Raw genomic sequence first — 21,669 nt, 5'->3', positions numbered from 1 at the left:
TACGTAAAAACAGCCTTAAATTGCATTAAAGTACGTAGTCATTGCATCAAAGTACGTAGTTTGATTATTCTTGTTTATCCTGCTTTTTCGGATTTTTCGGATTTTAAATGCTATCCTGTTTTCGGATTTTTCTTTTTTTTCGTAAAATTCTCTTTTTTCGTAAATTAGAATACTATTCAAAGTTTTTATTTATTTTAAATATAATTTTAGGTTCTCCTGTAGTTTTAGCTGTTTCTATTTTAAAACTTTCTAATAAACCTAATTTTATCATTGTATCTAAGGCTTTTTCTGTAAGTTGTTTTACTTTACTTTTTCTACTACTTTTCATGTACTTTTCAGCTAATAAATAATAAAGCCTATCTATCATAATTTCTGGATTATAATTTTTTAGAGCTAAATATTTAGCTAAATATTCTCTAAGCGTAAAAGTAGCCTCTGAACAATTATTATTTCCGTAAGCTATTAAAGTTCTTTTATTTATATCTTCTGGGTAAACTATAAATTTAGTATCTATTTGTCTTATGAAAATAGGATTTAATTCTATTAAAGTAGATTCTGTTTTACTTGTTATTATTCCCTCTTTACTATATTCCGTTATTTTAAAATTTGGAAGATTTAAAATAGGTTTATAATCTTCTATTTCTATAACTGTTTTAGTTCCATCTTTTTTATTAATCTCTTCTTTATATTTGATTAAAAAATTCTTTTTAGATATATTTAATAATATTTTAGATACGTTTTCTAAGTCTTTGCCACTTACTCTAGCTCCTGCTTTATATTCTTTAGTAAGATCATATAGAGTAACAGTTAGTTGAGGCACTATAGCAATACTATCTCCATAATTTACACGCTTTATGTCTGTTACATTTCCAGTGTAGTAATCTTTATTATTAGGTTTTAAAGTTTGGCTATTATGGTGAAGTAATTTACAAAGAGTATCTATTACTTTGGTTTCTGCTGGTGTTAATTTAATTCCTTCTATTATCTCTGAATGCTCTATTCCTTTTGTTTCTATTCTCTTTTTAAGTTCAGGTTTTAAACTATTAAATAGCATAGGTTTTTTATCCTTAGGGTAATTATACTTTAAGAATTGATCTGTAATATGTCCAGAACGTTTAAAATTTCCTTTATTTTTTAAATCAGTTGATTTTTCTATATTAGGTAACCCTCTATATTCTTCATCTTCACCTATTCCTGGTAGTGCTGGAAAGCTTTTATTATTCATCTTCTAAAATTATATTTTTAAAAAAATCATATTCTTTTTTATTTATTTCTAATTCTTCTATTTTAGGACAAATAGCATATTTTTTCAATAACTCTTGTGTGTTCGGATTTAGTATGATTTCATTTTCAAGTTCTCCATAGTATTTAACCCATGCGATTATAGGAGTATCTATTTCATTCCTAAATTCCTGTATTTTATCCTTATAAATTTTAATATTAAAACCTTGCTTATTTATATAATCATAAAGAGCTTTTTCCCAGCTTAGCCATTTTACAACCGATTTAGTAACATCTTTTTTTACATTATTCATAACAGATAAAAGACTGTATTGGTCAATATTATTACTGTTACCTTTTTCAAAATCTATTTCTAGATTGATATAACCTTCTTTATCTATCTTTTTTTTTGAAAATAAGATACTTGTGTATTGAGCTCCATTTTCTGCTATTTTTTTACGCTCTATAGGGTCTTTAATTTCGTGTAATACGGAATTGACCAATAGTTCTGTATGTTCTATAGTATTCCAATTTAAAATATATCCTCTAAGGTTTGAATAGTGCATTTTAACTTCAAATAAACAGCCTTGTAAATTCATTAAAGCACTTGATACTGTATATTCTGTTTTTTTAAATTTATTCCATAAGTCTATATCTTTATTTTTTATAAAACTATTAGATATTTCTTCAAACTCTTGATTAGTTAATAATTTTTTTTTAGCATATTTTCTTCTAGCTATATCTTCATGTATTAGTATTATTTTTTTTAAAGGAGTTCCTGTAGCTATTATTTTATCTATATTTTTTTTAGTCATTTTTTTATACTTTCTAGTTATTTAATTTGATTAATCATAATTTTTTTAATGAAAAAATAAGCATCCATTAAAGCAGAATAGGGTGCTTTAATTTTTTCTGATATATCTCTTATACTTGGTAACATAGATATACCGAATGGTTCATTTACCAGATAAGAAAATGATAAAACCATAATAATAGTAGTGTATTGATTAGAGCTTAATTTTTTATTCCATTGGTCTGGTAGTCCATATTCTTTAGGCATTATTTTTAAAAGCTCAGGGTAAGTAGCTCCATTTTCTAAAGCTAATTCTACAGCACCATAATATTTAGTGTACTTTGAAGTTAAAATAATAGCTTCTAATTCTTCTAGTGTTTTAGTTGTTATATTCGTTGTTTTTTGAAGTTGGTCAGCATCTTTTATTTTGATATTATAAATACTTTCTATATAGCCTATAAAAATTTCTTGAGCTTGGCATGAATTTAAGTCAAAATCAAAATCAGCATCAATAATAGTGGTTATTACTGTATCCCAATTTTTATTTTCTTGATATACAATTTTAATTTTTTCGAGCTGTTCTTTATATTTTATATTTCTTCTTTCTATATAATTATTCATAAATTTTAATAGTTATTTTACTTCTGTAATGTAAACTTTACAGAAGTATATTAATATTTATTACTGATTAAATGTTTTAAAAATAGCTTATTATTTATAGTAACAAGCTATTTTTTAGGTATCAGTTCAATATTTCCATTCTTTTTTTCGTACTTATCGATGCTTTCTTTTAGTGCATTGTTTACGACATCTTTTATTAGTTTTCTATCCCAGTAAGCGATCGCTTTTAATTTTTCTAATAAATCTTCATTTACTATAAAAGTAGCTCTAGTTTCTTTTTCTTTAGTTCCTTTTTGAGAACTTTTAGTAATTTCTTTAGTAGAAGTTTTCGGTCTTCCTACTTTTCGTTTTTCGGTATCTCCTAATAGAGAATTTAATCCTCCTGTAAAATTTTTTTTACTCATATTTTGCAAATTTAATATTTATATTATTAAGTAAGTATTGTTTATTAAGTAATTACTGTTTACTTAATTTTAATATTTCTTTACTTAATTTTAGATAATCCTCAGTTCCGTAACTTTTAGGATTATACCTAAAAATATCTAATCCTTGAGCGGGTGCTTCTGCTAGTGCTATATTATCTCTTATCTTAGTTTTAAATACGGCATCTTTAAAATGTAGATCAATAGTTGATGCAACATCTCTATTTAATACTTTTCGTTTATCATATTGAGTTATAAATACCCCTCCTACTTTAAGATTTTTATTTAATCTTTTTTTAATTTTATCGACTACTTCTAGTAATTTAGTTAATCCTTGTAAAGCTAAATATTGAGCTTGTAAAGGGATTAATATTTCATCCGAAGCAGTAAAACTATTTATAGTTAATAACCCTAAAGAAGGAGGACTATCGATTATAATAAAATCATAATTATCTTTAATAGGATCAATCAATTCTTTTAAAATATATTCTCTTCCTGGTTCTCCGCTCATTTCTACTTCTGCTCCAGATAAATCTAAAGTAGAAGGAACTAAATATAATCCTTCAATTATTTCGATTGGTTGTAATTCATAATCACCTCTTAAAGCTCCGTATATATTTAATTCAGGTTCTAGCACTCCTAAACTTTGGCTTAGGTTTGCCTGTGGGTCTAAATCGATTAATAAAACTTTCTTTTTTAGCTTCACTAATCCAGCTCCTATATTAATACTAGAAGTAGTTTTTCCTACACCTCCTTTGTGGTTACTGATACTAATTACTTTACCCATGTTATTTAGTTTATTAATGTTTTCTAGTTTATCAATATTATTGTGTTTACTTTAATTACTTATATTGCTAAAATGTATCAAATATTTCAGTACTATTTTTAATGGTTGCTTTATTACCATTATACTCTAGTAGTTCTGTTAGTCCTACTTTTCCACCTCTTTGTTTTAGTATTTCAGTATAAAAAGTATCAGGTATATTTAGATTTTTTTTAGCGATTTCATTTAGTTCTCCATCACTTCCTGTAGATTTATGATTATTATTCCAAAAGGCAACTATTAAATTGGCTATCCTTTCTATGTCTCCAGCCTCTCCTATTTTAGTAGGGTGTAAATGCAAGCAATTGGTTACATTCCTATTGAATTGCGCTCCTAAAATTATAGGTAATCCTGTTTCTACAGCTACATCTTTTAGCGCTACACAAATAGCTTTAATTTCTTCTTGTCTCGAATAGGTTTTATGTTTTCCTGTAGGAAGATTTAAGAGTTGTATATAATCAATAAATACTGCTCCTATATTGGTGTTTTTATGTAAGTATCTTATCGATTCTATAAGTGTTTCAGAATTATAATTACTATAATGAATATTTAATCTTTTAGTAGCTATCAGATTTTTAAAAAAAGCATCTTTTTTTTCTTTAAAATAATTGATAGCTTCTGATTTTATATATTCTGTAGAGCCTGTAGTAAAATAACTTTTTAAGGTTTTTCGGTTATTAAGACTAATTTCATCGTCTAAATAAGTATTTAAAGCATTGATTAAAATACTATCTCTGTCTTCTTCATAACTGAAAAAATGAACCTCTTTATTTTGATAATTCTTAGCTATATTTATAGCCATATTTATTAAAAAAGTAGTTTTACCGTGTGAAGTAGGCGCACATAAAATACTAATAGCTCCAGAAGGCAAAAGCAATTGTTCTTTACCTATTATATAACCTGAATTTAAACTTTCTGGTTTATTGGCTAAATTATTTCTTATTTCATCTTCTGTAATAGAACTTAGTAGATTACTAAATTCTGTCGTTTTATCTTGAAGTTTTACTTCTTTTACTTTTTTATCTATTAATTCGAGTGCCTTATCAGTATCTCCTTTATCTTGTAAAAATTTAGCTTGAGAAAGTAATTTTTTTAATTCTTTATCTTGATTTTCTTTATCTCTGGTAGCTGTTAATCTATCGATAGTAATGGTTAAACTTTCTACTGTTATTCCTATTTCTTTGATAGGATCGAAGGAAGTAAAAAGCTTTTTATATCTATCTCTATCTATAGGATCATTAATAATTAAAGAAGTATTTATAACATCTTCAAGAAGATTATCTACATCTTTTGGAGTTAAGATTCTTTTATCTTCAATAGCTCTATATTTACTGAAAATTTCATATAATTTATACTCATAATAAGGTAAAGCTTCTATTATGGCATTTTTAAAATTATTAATTCCAGCTTCTTTAATTAGTCTATCTGGATCTGTTTTTTCTCCTTCTAAAGCAGGCAAATCGACTATGTAAATTTTATGGATTCCTTCTTTTAAAAGAATATCAATTGCTGAATGTATTCTCTTTGCAGTTTCTTCTTCTTTACTTTTTTCGTTATCAAAACACAAAGTAAAACTTTTAGCTCCTCTTTTAAGAGCGTCTTTTACTTGTTCCGAAGCAATATTACTACCTCCGATAGCAACTACATTTTCAATTCCTTTTGCTGTCGCATTTAAACTGTCAAGTTCTCCTTCTACTATTATTATATCTTTGTTTCCTTTTACGGCTAATAGATTAAAAAAGCCTCCTAATCTATCTAATCCTGTCGAGTTTAAATATTTTGGTGTAGCTGTTCCTGTAGTTCTAAATTTGAAGCCTTTTATAGTACTTCCACTTCTATAAGGAATTGTAAGTTGATGAGTATCGCCTATATTTTTGTTTAATTTAATAAGTTCATCTACTAATATTTTAGGATGATTTTTAGTTTCTATTAGATATTTATAAAGCTTATCCTGTGAAGGAATATAGCCTAATTCCATCGATTTTATATCGTCTTTAGAATACCCTCTTGAAGTTAAATACGTTTTAATTTCATCTGGATTATTATTTTCTAAACAGTAAATAAAATAGCTGTTACAGTCTTCTAGTATGTTGGCTGTGTCTTTATAATTTTTGTAGTTATTTTGATTAAAATCAGTATTTTCAGGTAGTTTTAAGTTTGTAAGATCAGCTAGTGCTTTAACAGCTTCTATAAACTCGACTTTATCTCTTTTAATAACATAATTTACAATACTTAAAACATCTCCTCCTTGCTCTAAAATACAACCTATCGCTTTTTTAGTGATGACTGTTTTATCGGTTCTGTTTTTATGAACAGAACCGTTTAAATAAGTTTTACTTTTCCAGCCTCCAGGGTATCTTTTAAAATTGTGTTCTGGAAAAGCGGTATCTATTACCTCAAATAAATTAGGGTAAAGTTCGTATTGAATCCAGTCAGTTATATTACTCATATTATTTTGTTTACTTAAATTACCATACTTTTTTAATTTACTTTGATTACTCTATTTATTAAAGATGTAGTTATCTAAAATTTCAGCATTATTTTGATCTAAATCTAATATAAATTCTTCCCATGCTTTTAGATTATTTTGATAGGTTTCTTTATAGTCGTTTTTTTTATCAATCAAATGACTTAACATATAATCGGCTACTTTGTCTTTATAGATTTTTTCAATAATATCTATATTTTCATTGTAGGTAAATCTGAATACTTTTAGTGCTATCATTTTATTATTTTTTATAATTAATTAAATTCGTTTAGTATAAATTATCGATTAAAGCTTCGCCACTATTCTCTAACCTTCGTTCTTCATTTAAAGTAGCGGTATATATTTGAGTAGTTGCAGGATTTGTATGTCTAAGTGTAAATTGCGCCATTTCTATAGATCCTCCAGCTTTTAAAATATTAATTGCTGTAGTATGTCTAAGGCTGTGCGCTGTGAAATTTTTAGAATCTAAACCTATTTCTTTTAATCCTTCTTTAGCTATATAACTGATTGTTCTGGTGGTTAATCTATTTCCTTTAGAATTATTAGAAGTAGAAGTAAATAAAGGTGCTGATTTTTTTACGTTGCCTCTAGTATTTAAATAAGTTTCTATAGGCTTATAAGTTTTATCAGTAAGAATAACAAAATTATCTTTTTCATCTCTGCCTTTTCCATGCACAAGTAGGACTCTTTGAGAACCTTTAAATATGATGTCTTCAATATTAGCTCTAATTACTTCTATTGTTCTTAATCCAGTTCTTAAAAGTAAATTAATTATAGCGTAATTTCTTAGATTTTTATCTTTATAATAATTAAGTAAAGCGGTTGCTTGTACTGGAAGTAATGCTTGTTTTTTAAATTGCGCTTTTCTTTTAGGTGTTTTAATTCCTTTAGCAACATTAGGATAATATTTATTAGCTTCTGTCCATTCGTAAAAACGCCTAACAGATGTTATGTAAGAACCTACCGTTAAATTACTCATTCCTGCGCTTAATAAATTTTCTTTGTATTCTATTATTTGCGGTCTGGCTATTTCTGAAAGTAAATAGTTTTTAGCAGTAACCCATTTAAAATACTGTTTTAAAGTTCGTCTATATAATTTTTTAGAGCTTTGTTTTATATCTTGATTTTCAATAAAACCATCGACTAATTTACATACTTTTTCAGAGGTTATTTTACGGATGTCTTGCGGTTCTTCTATTGCTAAATACATAATCGTAATTTACTTTTAGTAATACAAATATACTTATATTATTTATATTACAGTAATTACTTGTATTATTTTAATTACTAAGTAAACAGTAAAATAAAAAATCATTAAAGACAAGCTAAGATAATGTTTTCTTTTTGAAGTTTTTACACTCTACATATTAAATTAAAATACTTATATACATATCTTTACATCTATTAAATTATTTTTTTTAATCTAAAAAAAAACATATTATAGATGAATTTAATAAACAACTTATTAAGTATTTAATTATATTAGTAGTCTTTAACTATTCACATAAACAGTCTATTTTATATAGAATTTATATGTGTTTTTAACTTTTATAAAATAGAATGAAAAATTATGGATAGTAACCCAAAAGGAATTGAAGGAGAGAATTTTGTAAATGATATTGCAAATAATATTTTTTTAGAATACTGGTGTTATCCTAGCCCTAAGGATGAAAAGGGGGACAAAAAAGAAATTTGTGATTTACTTATTTTATTTCAAGATATATTAATTATAATCTCTGTTAAAAATTATGATTTTAAAGGTAATTATGATAGGTACTTTAAGAATACTATTGATAAAGCTCTTAAACAGATTCAAGGAGCAGAAAGAAGATTATTTAACACAAAAGAAATTTATTTTAAACATCCTAAAAAAGAAATAGAATTATTCCAAAAAAATAAATACTCTAAAATATTTAGAATAATAGTCAACTTAGGGGAAGGATTAAAATTTTATCACCCTTCAGTTTATACGAAATCTAATCATCATGTTACAATTATGAATAGAGGTACTTGGTTTTCCATAGTAAATGAAATGAATACAATTGTAGATTTGACAAACTATTTAACTGAAAGAGAGAGCCTTCTTAAACAAAAAGATGTAATAATGCTTACTTGTACAGATAATGAATTAGATGAAAAAACTTATTTAAAAGTTAATGAACATCTTGATAAAGTAATCAGACAAAATAAAAAACAAGTTTATATTTCTGGTAATGAATTAGATCTTTTAGCTTCTTATATCAAAAATTCAAATAGCTATTCTAACGAACTAAAGAGCGATGAGTTTCAAGGAATCTTTTTTGATTTAAATAATACATGGGAAAGTTTTGTATCAACTCCAGAATATTTATTAAAAAAACAGAATGATAAAGATAGTTTTTTTATTGATAATTTTGTAATTGAAGAAATTGGTTATAGAAAAGAATTAAAAGTATTAGCTGAAAAATTAATGTCATTATCTAGGTTTAAGCGAAGAATTATTTCTAAACATTTCTTTGATTTTTACAAAAAGTATAAAAATATTTCAAATAATCATTTAGCTAGAGTTTTTGCAAATGTTTCCGAATTTGGGTTTGTTTTTGTGAAATATCCAGAAAAATTAAAAGGAGAACAATTAGACAATGCACTATTATTAGCTGTTGACAGCTTTGCTGTTCATACTAATTATTTAACAAAAGAATATATACTTATTGCTTACTATGATGACTTCAAGGGGCTTAAGTATAATTATTTTGAATTTCTGAATAGATTTACTCAAAAAGAAGAGGAACAAATAATGATTGATGCTAAATCTTTAGGATGGTTTTCAGATTCCTTTAAATATAGAGATGTTAATGAAAAAGAATACTAAATAAAAATGATGAACAACAAAAACACACCAATAATCGGAAGAACTATATTTGATTGGATGTCAGAAAATAAAGTGATTATACTATTAATTATAGTATTTATAATTCTTATGTTTTTTTATATTATATTTCGAGAAAAACACAATATAAAACTAAGTAATAAAGGGTTAGAAATTAACCCAATAGAATCCGTCTCTAATAAAATAGATGCTGTAACAAAAGAGAATAAACCAATAACACCAAAGATTAAAGATTCGAAGACTTTAAAAACAGAAGTCAAAACTCAAGAAACTTCAATTATTGTAGAGAACCAACCGTCTAATATTAATTTTGGAAATAATAGTGTCGTAGGTAATAATATCAATAGCACAATAACAATTAATCCAAAAGAAAAGCTAACAAAAGATGAGAATAGAAAATTAATAGAAGAATTGAATTTAGCACTTATATCTGCTAAAAGGAATAAAAAATCTTGTGTAATGTTATTACCTGTATCAAATCATCCGAAAGCTTTAGAATTAATCGATGATATAAAGCCTTTTTTAATAAATCAAGGATATAATGTAGTTCCTAGAAATATAGGAATGTATATCATAAATCCAATCCCTGAAAAGAAAATAACTTTTAATGCAAATCAAGGAGAGTGTTTACATATAATAATTTCATGTTTTAATTAACCTACCAAAACAAGTAAGTAAAATTAACAAAATACAATTCTCGCACGGTTGTGCGAGAATTAATAAATAAATTTAATGAGTCAATTAACAGCATATAATATTTTTTTTGAAGCAGTATTAATACTATCAATTCTGCAAAATATGAAGCCTACAAATCACTTAATAAACATCATATTGGTCAAAATTTTGAACTGGGTAAATTAATTGTAAAAAATCAAGAAAAAAATAATTGGGGGAAATCAATTGTAGATACATTATCAAAAGATATTAATAAAAAAATTGATGGAACAAAAGGATATTCTTCTCAAAATCTTTGGAGAATGCGTCAGTTTTATTTGGAATATAAAAATAAAGAAGAACTTTTAGAAATCGCTTTTACAATTCCATGGGGACAGAATTTATTAATAATGCACAAAATTAAAGATGATAAAGAAAAAAAATATTATCTGAATGCTACTGATAAATTAGGCTGGAGTAGAGCTGTTTTATTAAACCAAATTAAAGCAGATGCTTATAAACATCATCTTGTAAATCCAAAACTTAGTAATTTTGATAAAGCATTACCTATTCACTTATCAGAGCAAGCAAATGAAGCAATGAAAAGTGAATATAATCTTGACTTTTTAGGAATTTCTAAACCAATATTAGAACGAGAATTAGAAAATAAATTGGTAGAAAATGTCCGAGATTTACTACTAGAACTTGGTTATGGATTTTCATTTATCGGAAATCAATATAGATTAAAGTTAAATCAAAAAGAATATTTTATTGACCTACTTTTTTATCACCGATTTTTAAAATGTTTAGTAGCTATCGAATTAAAAACGGTAGAATTTCAACCTGAATTTGCAGGAAAAATGAATTTTTATCTTGAATTGTTAGACGAACAAGAAAAACAAGAAGATGATAATCCTTCAATAGGAATTATTTTATGTCCTACAAAAGATAATATTGAAGTAGAATATAGTTTAAGGTCAAGCTCTAAACCAATTGGAGTTTCCGAATATAAATTAACTCACGAATTACCAAGTAAATTAAAAGGAAAAGTTCCAACGAAAAAAGAGTTAAAACAAATGCTAACAATCGCTATAGGTAATATTAATAAATAATGATAGAAGAAGCTGAAAAATCTGGAAGACCGTACATTTTTAGATATAGACCTAATAATGAATTTACTTTAGATGAAATTGAAAATTCTTATATTTTTTTTCAAAAAAGAGAATTATTAAATGATCCTTTTGATTCTACTCCTGACTTAATCGATTTAAAAGAATTTGATATAAATCAACTCTTCAAATTATTTGAAACTTTAGCTGGTGAAGAAAATAAAAACTTAATTAAAAAAAACATAAAGATAGAAGAACTAGAAAAAACTGTTCGAGAATCAATACCTAAATTTATAAACAAACATGGAATAGCTTGCTTTTCTATGTTTCCAGGTATAAATATGCCTTTATTAGCAAATTATTCAAATAATCACAAAGGTTTATATTTTCAATACAATATAGAATTAGATTCTAATTTTTTCAAAGGTTTAAGACCTATGAATTATCAAAAAGTATTAAATAAAATACCTATTGAAATTTTAAAAAATCAAAATGATATTTTTAAAGTTTTTTACTTAAAACAAGATAATTGGAGTTATGAAGAAGAATTAAGATTAGTTAAAGAAAATTCAGGGAAATATAAAATAAATAGAACGGCTTTAAGAAATATTATTTGTGGTTATGATTGCCCAGAAGATTATATTTTAGAAGTAATTAAGGCTAATAAACAGAATAAACATGTTTCTATTTGGAAAATGGAAAAACCTTTAAAACATAATAATCTTATTTTTAATTTAATAGAATAATATTTACCTATAATTAGGTCATTTTTCTTTAAATTATTTTTTAAGTTTTATCTCTTTAATTAATTTATTCCAAGATTTTTTAGTTTGCTTTTTAATTTTGTTTTTAGTCATTACTTTTGAGGCTTTATTTGAATACGACAAAAAATTACCCCAATCATAAGAATCAGATTTTTTAAAACCTTGAATGGATTCATCCCAAAGCCATTTTCTTTTTCTATCTGCTCCTTTATAAGAGAATTTTTTTAAAATTCGTCCTTTAAAAATCTGTCCTTTATTTTTACCTTTTTTAGCATAATGTTTAGAACGCCAAACGGTTTTTTTCATCTTCCTATAAAAAGAAGATATACTTGCAGAACGTACTAAAGTAGTTTCTCCATCAAATTCAAAACCTAAATAAATAAAGTTTTTATTCGGATTTATTTCTTTTTTAAACTCTTGACCGCAATTAAGTATTCCTTGTTTATTTTTAAAATGAAATATCTGTGTTTTAGATTCCTGAATTTTTAATTTAACTTTTTTTATTTCAGACATCGCTAAATTAAGAATCTCATCCTTTTTAGCTAAAGGACATACGATTACCATATCATCGGAATATCTTCTGTAAATCCCTTCTTTTTTAATAAAATTATTAATTGTTTTATCAAAATTTAAAAGATATGCATTCGCTAATAAAGAACTTATTGGTGAACCTTGTGGAATACCATATTGTTTAGGTAAACCTTTCTTTTTATCTTCTTTTATTGATTTATTTGGTTTTATAAATTTGGTGTTTCTTACTAATTTATTTTTCTTTTTATAAAATTCTTTTTTTGTGCAAAAAGCTACTGCATTTTGATTTTTTAAATATTTAATTTGAGAAACTTTAGCTCTTTTTCTTGGTAATAAACGTCCTTTAGAATCTCTTTTTTGAATAAATATCTTACTTTGAAATTCGTTAAATATATCAACAATATCTACATAAGTAAACCTTGTAATATGTTTATACACGTTAAAATGATCTAGCGGTAATTTTGTTAATTTATTTTCTTTTGTGCTTAATAATTGCATCCAAATATTCCGTAAAATTTTATGATTTAGCTCATCAAAAAAACTTTTAATATCAAGAGCGATTACACAAAATTCTTCTTCTGGATACTTTCTTATATAATTAAAAGTATCATTTGCAAAATCAATATTACATTTATTTGAACCTTCTTTATCTTCTGGATTTATAGGAATAGACCGATACGCAAGTATAACTTCATCTAAATCATATTCTTTAATTTTATCTTCATATTTTTCAGATAATATTTCAGAATAATAGCCGTAAATTAAAGAATCTAAATGTGAAGCGTAATATAATTCCCTATTTTTAACATCAGCTTTTCTTAAAGCTTTGTTTGTTTTAGCGTCTTTAATTACTTTTCCTGTATCTTCTGAATATTCTTTTCTGAATTTTCTTTTTTTTGATGTTTTATGAATAAATGGTAAAAAAGAATGCTTTTTTATTTCTGCTGGATTTGTTACATATTCTTCCACCCAAAGAAGTCTATCCTTTTCCTTTAGTGGAAAATCTATATGAGGATATTTTTTTAATTTAAACCAATCTTTTTTCTTTTTTTTCTTTTCCATTTGATAAAAAGTGAGCAGAGAAATCAACTACGAAGCATTGCTTTTAGAGTTTATTAAACTCCTGAAAAATGCATGCTCTTTCGGTTGAAAACCTAAGTTTACAACCGCCCCAATTCAAGTTGGGCGATAAATAATTAATCTATATTTGTATCTAAAATCAATGTCTCCAATGAAATCAAACAATAATGTAAATACAATTATCAGGCAATCTCTAATCATCTTGGCGATGGTCTTAGAGGTAACACAAGGTCTGTCAGAACTTAATTCAACATTCTCTTGGATTTATAAAATACCTTGTTCTCAACAGTTTTTCATGTTAAGCTTATAAAATTTTATTTACACAAAATTCTACACCTTGAAACGCATTTTTCAGCAATTTCTCTAACTCACTAACTTTTTATTTTTTATTCATTTTTTTACCCCACAAAAACCTCTTTTAAACAACTTTTCATTAATTGTTTACTATGTGCTTCACTTTGTTGTACTTCTTGCTCTAATTTATCACATAAAGACATTAAAGCATTTACTTTTTCTACTATGGCTTTTTGTTCTTCTAGGGGTGGAACTGAAATTAATAAGTCTGTGATATCCCACATCTTCATATTAGGTTGCTGACTTTTTCCATCAAATTTTGATTTATAAAAACTTAGCACCTTTGGTGATTGTATATATGAAAATATATACGGGTGATAAATTTCTTTTGTCATTGACCTGATTGATGCGACACGTTGATTTAATAAAGAGTTATTATAGGTAGAAGGGCAAATTGATATTTTTAATCCATCTTTAATATAAGGTCTTGTTAATGCTAATATTAAATCTCCTTCTTTGATTAAATAATTAAGATGTAATTTATCAAAACCTTTAGGTAAATAATCATTTGTTTCAACAAAAATGCGTACACCTGCATTTGTTATTTTGATACATTTTACTCCTCCTGTTTTATTAAAATCGCCACTTTTAAAACTAGCTCCTGCAATTATATCGCTAATAGTTCCCATCCTACACCAAACCCAACCATCAGGAATTTTATAAGGAATTTCTTCTTTAGTAATTTTAGGTAATATTTTCTCTTTTTTTATTTTTTTATCTTCAATAAGTTGTGCTTTTTCTTTTTGAATACGTTTTAATAAAATAGTTGCATCTTCTGTTCTCGGATTATTAGCACGCCAATCAGCCGTTAATTTTCCTTGAACGGCTAATTGTAAAACCGTTTCTCTTAACTTTTTAATATTAGTAGTTTCATTAAAAAAACTTTTAAAATGTTCTTGTAAATAATCCCACTCTTTTTTGGTGTTATTATTTGTTAATTCTTTTAATGCAGACCTTACAAAATCTTCTTTTAAACTAATGCGTGAAACCGTTAATTGCTCTAATTTATCGACTTCTTTAAAAAGCGTTTCTACTACTTTTACAATTTCTTTTTGTTCTTCTAGTGGTGGGAGTGGAAATAATAAAGTTTCCCATTTCCCTTTATTGATTATTGGAGTTGCCGAACCAGAAGAATTATCTAAAACTTTTTTTTGAAAAAAAGGTGATTGACAAACCGTTTTAATATATATAACTGGAATTAATACTGGTGTAACTGTATTTATTTGTTGATTACAACTAACATCAATATAATTAATATTACACTTACCAATACTTCCTCCAATACAAACCATCATTAATGATTCTTTTGGAATTAATCTTCCTACCGAAATACCTAATTCAGATAATCCTTCAACTGGATATTTCATTAATTGATTTGAAATATCAGCAGGACCTATAAAAGGAATAAAATCGCCATAGTTTTCAGGGTTATTTTTAGGAGGTGTATTTCCTGTTTGTGTAAATCCTGAATTACCTAACCTACACCAAACCCAATTTTCAGGTAGTTTGTAAGGGATTTCTTCTTTATCAATTTTTAGTAACGGTTTTTCTTTTCTTATTTTCTTTTCCTTAATTAAACGTTCCTTCTCTTTTTGAATTTTCTTCAATAATTCAGATGAAGGTTCAATATTCGTATTTTCTTTTCTCCAATTAGCCGTTAATTTTCCTTGAATTGCTAATTGTAAAATCAATCCTTTTAATTCTTTGGCATTTTTAGGATTAACCGTAAGTTCTTTAAAATGTTTTAGTAATTGCATATTTATTTTAAAGCTTCGGTTAATACGTTTATAATTTCATCTTGTATGGTAGAAATTTTATTTTCAGTAGTTCTAAATTTTTCTAATAATATTTCAGGGCTTTCTAAAGTATCTATTTCTTGATATGGATTTTTAATATCTAAGTTATAATTGCGTTTTTTTATTTCATCAATAGAAACTTTCCACGCATTTTTAGAGAATTTTTTATCTTCACGATTATTCCACCAAGATTTTTCTAAATCAAACTCTTTTATATTGATTGGTTTGGTTTTATTATAGCTTTTTACCCCATTAGGATAAGGATGTTCAAAATACCAAACTTCTTTTGTTTGTGTACCTTTTTCGAAAAATAATAAATTCGTTTTAATACCTGTATATGGATTAAATACGCCATTTGGCAAACGAACAATAGTATGTAAATTACATTTGTCTAATAATTCTTCTTTTAAGCGTGTTTTCATACCTTCACCAAAAAGTGTTCCGTCAGGTAATACAATAGCACAACGCCCTTTATCTTTTAATAATTTGATAATTAAAGCTAAAAATAAATCGGCTGTTTCTTTGGTTCTAAATTTTTGAGGGAAATTTGTTTCTGTTCCATCTTCTTCGACTCCACCAAAAGGAGGATTGGAAAGTATAATATCTAATTTATCTTTTGCTCCCCAATCTGCATAGGGTTTACTTAATAAATTATCTCTACGTACTGCTGGTAAATCAAAACCATGTAGCATTAAATTAGTAGTACAAAGTAAATGTGGCAATGGTTTTTTTTCGATACCACGTATTGATTTTTGCAGTATATCTCTATCCTTAGTCGTTTCTACTTGATTACGCATATAATCGATACTACACGTTAAAAAACCTCCAGTACCACAAGCAGGATCTAAAATACTTTCTCCTAATTGAGGATTTGTCATATCTACCATAAACTGAGTTACAGCTCTTGGTGTATAATACTCTCCCGAAGAACCTGCCGATTGTAAATCTTTTAAGATAGTTTCATAAATATCATTAAATAAATGACGGTCATTACTATTAAAATCTATCTCATTAATTACATTTATTACTTGACGGAAAAGCGTTCCATTTTTCATGAAATTATAGGTATCATCAAAAACAGAACGTATAATTCTTGCTTGTGGACTTATAGTAATATCCAACTCTTTTAAAGCTGGAAACAACTCATTTTCTATAAAATCCATTAAAGCATCACCTGTTAATCCTTCTTCATCTGATGCCCAATTTTCCCATTTTAAGTTCTCAGGAATTGGCGATTTATAATTATCAAGTGTTATTTCCCATTCTTCTTCTTTATCGGAAAATATTTTCATAAAAAGCATCCAGACCATTTGTGAAATACGTTGTGCATCTCCATCTACTCCAGTGTCTTTACGCATTATATCACGAATGCTTTTTATGTTTGTTGTTATGTTACTCATTATTTTTTTTAGATAACTTATTATTATATATTTTCTTCAATTAATTCTTTTTCAGATTTTGAAAATTCACCAACCTCTATTTTTTTTAATATTTTAGGCATGATTGATTTTGCACGTTCTGAAATAAATGTATCAAAGTCATTATTTTTTACTGCTTGAATAGCTTGAATTGAAATAAAATGGCTTTCTAAATCTGATTTTATATTCGAGTTCTTAGAAGTATAATCAGCAATATATTCTGATGGTAATTTATTATAAATTTCACGATTTAATCTTCCAGATATTAGTGCAAAATTAAGTAATGAATTGATTCCTTTAGCTGTTGTTCCAAATTTATCTCTTAAAGAATATGGAAAGAAATGATGATTTTCTTTACCATTAGATTTTGCAATATTAGATTTATCTAACATTACAGGAATACTATTATCAAAATCTTTAGGGTTTTGTAAAGCCATCAAACAAATAACTCCATTTTTAATAACAGATTTAGTTTGCATATTAACTTTAGCAAGTTCTTTTAATGTTAATGAAACACCAAAAACATTTTCTTGTAATTCCTCTTTTACTAACTTATGTATCCAATCGGCATCATCTTTCATTTTAGTTAAACTAGAACTTGAAAAACGAGCAGAAAAAGTAGCTGTCCAAAACCAATTTTCTATAAACTGAAAATGATTTGCTGAAACACTTTTCTTTATCGATTTATAAAAATAATGCTGTAAAATTGGAAGAAAAGCATTGTAAGGTAAATAACTAATAAAACGAACGCCAAATATCTTTACAAAATCTAAAGTTAGCCGAATACTTTCTGCTGTTTTATCCCAAAACTCATCACATATTTCAGCGGTTAAGTTTAATTGATTTTTATTTTTACAATCTCCAAAAGCATTTAATGATAAAGATTGAATAAATACTTCATTTTCTACACCTCCAAAAGCTTTTACATTTATTTCTGAATTAAATGTTTTTATCTTATCTCTTAAATCAAAATCAGGAGACCAGGCACTAGCGTGAACTAAATCGAATAATGACAATCTTTTTCCGCCTTGATTTATTCTTTCAAAAATGGTAACAACTTCATCAAGTTCCATTTTTAAAGTTTTAATTATGCTTATAGGATAATCAGAAAAAGTTCGATAACAATTACTCCAAGTTTGATGAAAATATGTATCATTTTCATTATCATATAATACATATTTAGTTAGGACTTTTCCATATTCTAATGTGTCAAAAAGTTTCCAAGCAGGAATATTATGATTTTCATTTTTAAGACGTGGAATATGAAATATTTTTTTTTCAAGATTATAACAAATTGAAGAAAAATCTGTATTCCCTATTGTTTTTCCTTTTAAAGCAACATAAAGAGAAGTAATACGTTGTTGTCCATCTAAAATAAAACTAAAATAATTTGATTCTGGATTTTCAGGTAAATTTAAATCTTTAATCTCACGGCAAAAATTTTTATATTCTTTACCTGCTTCCCAGATAAAAAATGATCCAATAGGATATTGACTTTGTATGCTATTAAGTAGTTTTACTATTTTACTTCTTTCCCAAACATACCCACGTTGAAACCTTGGAATTTTCATATTACCATTTTCTAATTGGTTAAAAATTTTTTGAAGATTCCAGTTATTTATAATTTCAATTCTTTGTTCCATTAAGCAATATTGTATATTTCTTTTTCTAATTGTTTTACCGCCTCTTCAAAGTCTTCTCTTTTACCAAAAGCTCTTACTAATTCTACTGGCGACCCCATTTGATTTAATGGTTTTACTTTAAGTATTGCTCCTTGTTCTATTGATACAATACCTTCTTGCTCGTATTTATCTAATAAGCTGTTTAAAATTTTTTGAGCTGTTTCACTATATTTATTAAAATAATTACGTTTACGTACATTATTAGCTCTTTCTTTCCTTGTTAAAGCAGGTTGGTCAAAAGCAATATGACATATTAAATCGAAATCATCTAAATCTAATCCTACATCTTCACGCAATATATCTAATAAAACTCCATGTTCGGCTAATTCCTTTATAAGTTCTTCTTTTTTTTCAGAAGTAGTCCATTTTTGGATAAATTCATCTAAAGAAGCATATTCTCTTGTTATATTTTTTCTTGAATAATCTTTTAACGATTCTGTAATTAATTTCCCATCTTTTCCGTAATACTGTACACGTTCATTTACTACCGAAACAGGAATATTATTTATATAGTATTTTTTGATTTTTTCATCTCCTCCATCAATAGTTATATCAGGAGTAGTAGGTTTAAATACATCAGGCTCTAATGGCTCTCCATTATCAGGTTCTATAATATCAATTTCATCTGGAGGTAATACAGGATCATCTATTTCAGGTTCATAAATTTGAACAGGCGAACCATCAAAATCTGGTCTTGCAAAAATATTAGTCGCTTTTCTAAAATCCATAATTGTAAAATATACTTTTCCATCTGCTTCTCTAATTCGAGTTCCTCTACCAATAATTTGTTTAAATTCTCCAACAGATTGTATATTAGATTCTAATACAATAACTTTTACCATTTTGGTATCAATTCCTGTAGTTAGCATTTTAGAAGTAGTAGCAATAACAGGAAAACGCTCTTCAACATCTGTAAAGTTATCTAATTCTTGTTTTCCTACTTCATCATCACCCGTTATTTTTACACAATAATTCCAATGTTTAGCTACTAAATCTGCATTTTCATTAATTAATGCTTGTCGCATTCTATTTGCATGATCTATATCTACACAAAAAACAATAGTTTTAGCAAAACGATCTGTAGCTTTTAAATATTCTGTTATTCTCTTAGCTACAACTTGTGTACGCTCATCTATAGCTAATTTTCTATCATAATCTTTTAAATTATAAATACGATCTTCTACTTCATTTCCGTATTTATCAACTAAACCAGCAGTAGGTCTCCAACCTTCATCTACATTTGTTGTAATTCTGATTACTTTGTAAGGAGCTAAAAACCCATCAGAAATACCTTGTTTTAAAGAATAAGTATAAACTGGCTCTCCAAAATATTCCATATTAGAAACCTCTTTAGTTTCTTTAGGTGTTGCTGTTAAACCTATTTGTGTAGCCGAATCAAAGTAGGTTAAAACTTCCCTCCAAGCAGAATCTTCCGAAGCCGAACCTCTATGACATTCATCAATAACTACTAAATCAAAAAAATCTTTACTAAACTCTTTATACGCATTTTTAGACTCATCAGTACTTGTTAACCCCTGATATAAAGCAAAATATATTTGATAGGATTTATCAATTTTTCTATTTTTTATGATGTGCATTATATCATTTCCAAAAGGAGAAAAATCACCGTTTTTTGTTTGTGTCAAAAGTGCATTTCTATCAGCTAAAAATAAAATACGTTTCTTAACACCTGTTTTCCATAAACGCCAGATAATATTAAAAGCAGTATAAGTTTTACCTGTACCTGTAGCCATAACTAAGATAATTTTATCTTGTCCTTTAGCAACAGCTTCTAATGTTCTATTAACTGCATTTTGTTGATAATATCTTGGAGTCATACCACTATCATCTGTATAGTAGTCTTTTTCTACAATTTCTTTTGATTTAGGAGTATCAATATTTTTATATTTTAGATACTTATTCCATAAAGTTTCTGGAGAAGGGAAATTATCTAATGTCAATTCTTTTTCTAAATTTCCATCTGTATTTGTTTTATCATGAAAAACAAAAGAATCTCCATTCGAAGTAAATACAAATGGAATTTGTAAAATTTCAGAATATTCTAAAGCTTGTTGCATTCCGTGTCCAACGGCTTTTTTATTATCTTTTGCTTCAATAATTGCAATCGGAATATTTGGCTTGTAATAAAGTATGTAATCAGCTCTTTTACTTTTACCTCTAGTATATAATTTACCTTGTACAATGATGCGTCCATCTGTAAAAGAAACTTCTTCTCTTACTTGTGTTCTCATATTCCAGCCAACTTTTTCAATAGCAGGATTGATATATTTACTACAAATATCTCTTTCACTTAAATTTTTCTTATTCATAAGATAAAATTAAGAAAACAAAATGATATATAATTTAAAATATTAGATAATAATCTAATACATTTTTTTATAAAAATTAATAACATTTGTTTTCTTTAAATTAAAATACTACTTAACTAACTTCTAAAGACACTATAGTGAGCTTTATTGAATTATTAACAAACTTAGATACATAAGTAATAAAACCTTTTAAATCGTTTATTTTGGGTTTTTTGATTTTTAAGAATTGTTTTTTCTAAAGAATTTAATAAAACAAAACAGCTTTCCTTTTGCGCTTTATTGCGTTTTTTAAAGATTCGGATTTTTCTGTTTTATTCTGATTAGAATGCTATTTACTTTGCGCATAAGTATCTAATCTTAAATCCTGTTAAAGGATTTATAAACTTTAATACAATTTATCTAAAAGATTATAAAAAGTGCTTAAATCGGCTAATTACAATCCTTTCTACTTTTTTCGGAAAATTCGGATTTTTCGGATATTTATGGATTTTTTTAAGAAAAGAGAAATGTACTGAAAAGGGAATTTCTCTCTAAGATACTCTAAGAGTATCTATAATACTCTAGCGTTTTTTTGACTTTCAAAAAGTCCTTTGTTTATAGTATCTACAGACGTTTTTTAAAAATAAAATTGCACTGAAGTACGTAATCATTGCATCAAAGTACGTAAAAACAGCCTTAAATTGCATTAAAGTACGTAGTCATTGCATCAAAGTA

The 21,669-nt window shown here is 26.3% G+C and carries 17 protein-coding genes; 4 read left to right on the top strand and 13 right to left on the bottom strand.

Features of this window, described 5'->3' with window-relative positions; genetic code table 11:
- Window positions 1-172 precede the first annotated feature (172 nt).
- The 8 genes from DPIF8902391_RS11950 to DPIF8902391_RS11915 form a co-directional block, all read right to left on the bottom strand.
- On the bottom strand, window positions 173-1,225 hold the full coding sequence (locus DPIF8902391_RS11950; protein WP_172505965.1) for a hypothetical protein: 1,053 nt from the start codon (window positions 1,223-1,225) through the stop codon (window positions 173-175).
- Window positions 1,218-2,036: a hypothetical protein gene (locus DPIF8902391_RS11945; protein ID WP_172505964.1), complete on the bottom strand. Its 819-nt coding sequence runs from the start codon at window positions 2,034-2,036 to the stop codon at window positions 1,218-1,220. The genes DPIF8902391_RS11950 and DPIF8902391_RS11945 overlap by 8 nt, the downstream gene beginning before the upstream one ends.
- Window positions 2,037-2,053: 17 nt before the next feature.
- Entirely contained in the window at window positions 2,054-2,635 is a 582-nt protein-coding gene (locus tag DPIF8902391_RS11940; protein WP_172505963.1) for a hypothetical protein, read from the bottom strand.
- Between the two features lie 107 nt (window positions 2,636-2,742).
- A complete protein-coding gene (locus DPIF8902391_RS11935; protein WP_101931134.1) occupies window positions 2,743-3,039 on the bottom strand; it encodes a hypothetical protein in 297 nt (98 codons plus the stop codon).
- Between the two features lie 52 nt (window positions 3,040-3,091).
- Entirely contained in the window at window positions 3,092-3,844 is a 753-nt protein-coding gene (locus tag DPIF8902391_RS11930; protein WP_172505962.1) for a ParA family protein, read from the bottom strand.
- Between the two features lie 67 nt (window positions 3,845-3,911).
- On the bottom strand, window positions 3,912-6,329 hold the full coding sequence (locus tag DPIF8902391_RS11925) for a DnaB-like helicase C-terminal domain-containing protein (RefSeq protein WP_172505961.1): 2,418 nt from the start codon (window positions 6,327-6,329) through the stop codon (window positions 3,912-3,914).
- A gap of 51 nt (window positions 6,330-6,380) precedes the next feature.
- Window positions 6,381-6,605, bottom strand: a complete 225-nt coding sequence (locus tag DPIF8902391_RS11920; RefSeq protein ID WP_172505960.1) for a hypothetical protein — start codon at window positions 6,603-6,605, stop codon at window positions 6,381-6,383.
- A 31-nt stretch (window positions 6,606-6,636) separates the two neighbouring features.
- Entirely contained in the window at window positions 6,637-7,578 is a 942-nt protein-coding gene (locus tag DPIF8902391_RS11915) for a tyrosine-type recombinase/integrase (protein WP_172505959.1), read from the bottom strand.
- A gap of 360 nt (window positions 7,579-7,938) precedes the next feature.
- On the opposite strand from DPIF8902391_RS11915, the gene DPIF8902391_RS11910 reads away from it, so the two are divergent.
- The 4 genes from DPIF8902391_RS11910 to DPIF8902391_RS11895 all read left to right on the top strand — a co-directional run bounded on the left by DPIF8902391_RS11910 (window position 7,939) and on the right by DPIF8902391_RS11895 (window position 11,746).
- Window positions 7,939-9,219 (top strand): hypothetical protein, encoded by a 1,281-nt coding sequence (locus DPIF8902391_RS11910; RefSeq protein WP_101907138.1) that lies wholly within the window; start codon window positions 7,939-7,941, stop codon window positions 9,217-9,219.
- Window positions 9,220-9,225: 6 nt separating this feature from the next.
- The gene (locus tag DPIF8902391_RS11905; RefSeq protein WP_172505958.1) at window positions 9,226-9,894 is read left to right on the top strand and encodes a hypothetical protein; all 669 of its coding nucleotides are present in this window, start codon (window positions 9,226-9,228) and stop codon (window positions 9,892-9,894) included.
- Between the two features lie 116 nt (window positions 9,895-10,010).
- On the top strand, window positions 10,011-11,003 hold the full coding sequence (locus DPIF8902391_RS11900; RefSeq protein ID WP_172505966.1) for a PDDEXK nuclease domain-containing protein: 993 nt from the start codon (window positions 10,011-10,013) through the stop codon (window positions 11,001-11,003).
- On the top strand, window positions 11,003-11,746 hold the full coding sequence (locus DPIF8902391_RS11895; RefSeq protein WP_172505957.1) for a hypothetical protein: 744 nt from the start codon (window positions 11,003-11,005) through the stop codon (window positions 11,744-11,746). Before DPIF8902391_RS11900 ends, DPIF8902391_RS11895 begins: the two co-directional genes overlap by 1 nt.
- Window positions 11,747-11,779: 33 nt before the next feature.
- On the opposite strand, the gene DPIF8902391_RS11890 is transcribed toward DPIF8902391_RS11895, so the two are convergent.
- The 5 genes from DPIF8902391_RS11890 to hsdR all read right to left on the bottom strand — a co-directional run bounded on the left by DPIF8902391_RS11890 (window position 11,780) and on the right by hsdR (window position 20,955).
- Complete coding sequence (locus DPIF8902391_RS11890) at window positions 11,780-13,357, bottom strand: reverse transcriptase domain-containing protein (protein ID WP_172505956.1); 1,578 nt, start codon at window positions 13,355-13,357, stop codon at window positions 11,780-11,782.
- Window positions 13,358-13,773: 416 nt separating this feature from the next.
- Entirely contained in the window at window positions 13,774-15,486 is a 1,713-nt protein-coding gene (locus DPIF8902391_RS11885) for a restriction endonuclease subunit S (RefSeq protein WP_172505955.1), read from the bottom strand.
- A 2-nt stretch (window positions 15,487-15,488) separates the two neighbouring features.
- Window positions 15,489-16,925 (bottom strand): N-6 DNA methylase, encoded by a 1,437-nt coding sequence (locus DPIF8902391_RS11880; RefSeq protein WP_172505954.1) that lies wholly within the window; start codon window positions 16,923-16,925, stop codon window positions 15,489-15,491.
- Window positions 16,926-16,948: 23 nt separating this feature from the next.
- Window positions 16,949-18,586: a DUF262 domain-containing protein gene (locus tag DPIF8902391_RS11875; protein WP_172505953.1), complete on the bottom strand. Its 1,638-nt coding sequence runs from the start codon at window positions 18,584-18,586 to the stop codon at window positions 16,949-16,951.
- The gene (hsdR, locus tag DPIF8902391_RS11870) at window positions 18,586-20,955 is read right to left on the bottom strand and encodes an EcoAI/FtnUII family type I restriction enzme subunit R (RefSeq protein WP_172505952.1); all 2,370 of its coding nucleotides are present in this window, start codon (window positions 20,953-20,955) and stop codon (window positions 18,586-18,588) included. Before hsdR ends, DPIF8902391_RS11875 begins: the two co-directional genes overlap by 1 nt.
- Window positions 20,956-21,669 lie beyond the last annotated feature (714 nt).

This window comes from Tenacibaculum finnmarkense genomovar ulcerans, from assembly GCF_900239495.1.
GTDB classification, from domain to species: domain Bacteria; phylum Bacteroidota; class Bacteroidia; order Flavobacteriales; family Flavobacteriaceae; genus Polaribacter; species Polaribacter ulcerans.
This window is presented reverse-complemented; position numbering and strand designations above follow the sequence as displayed.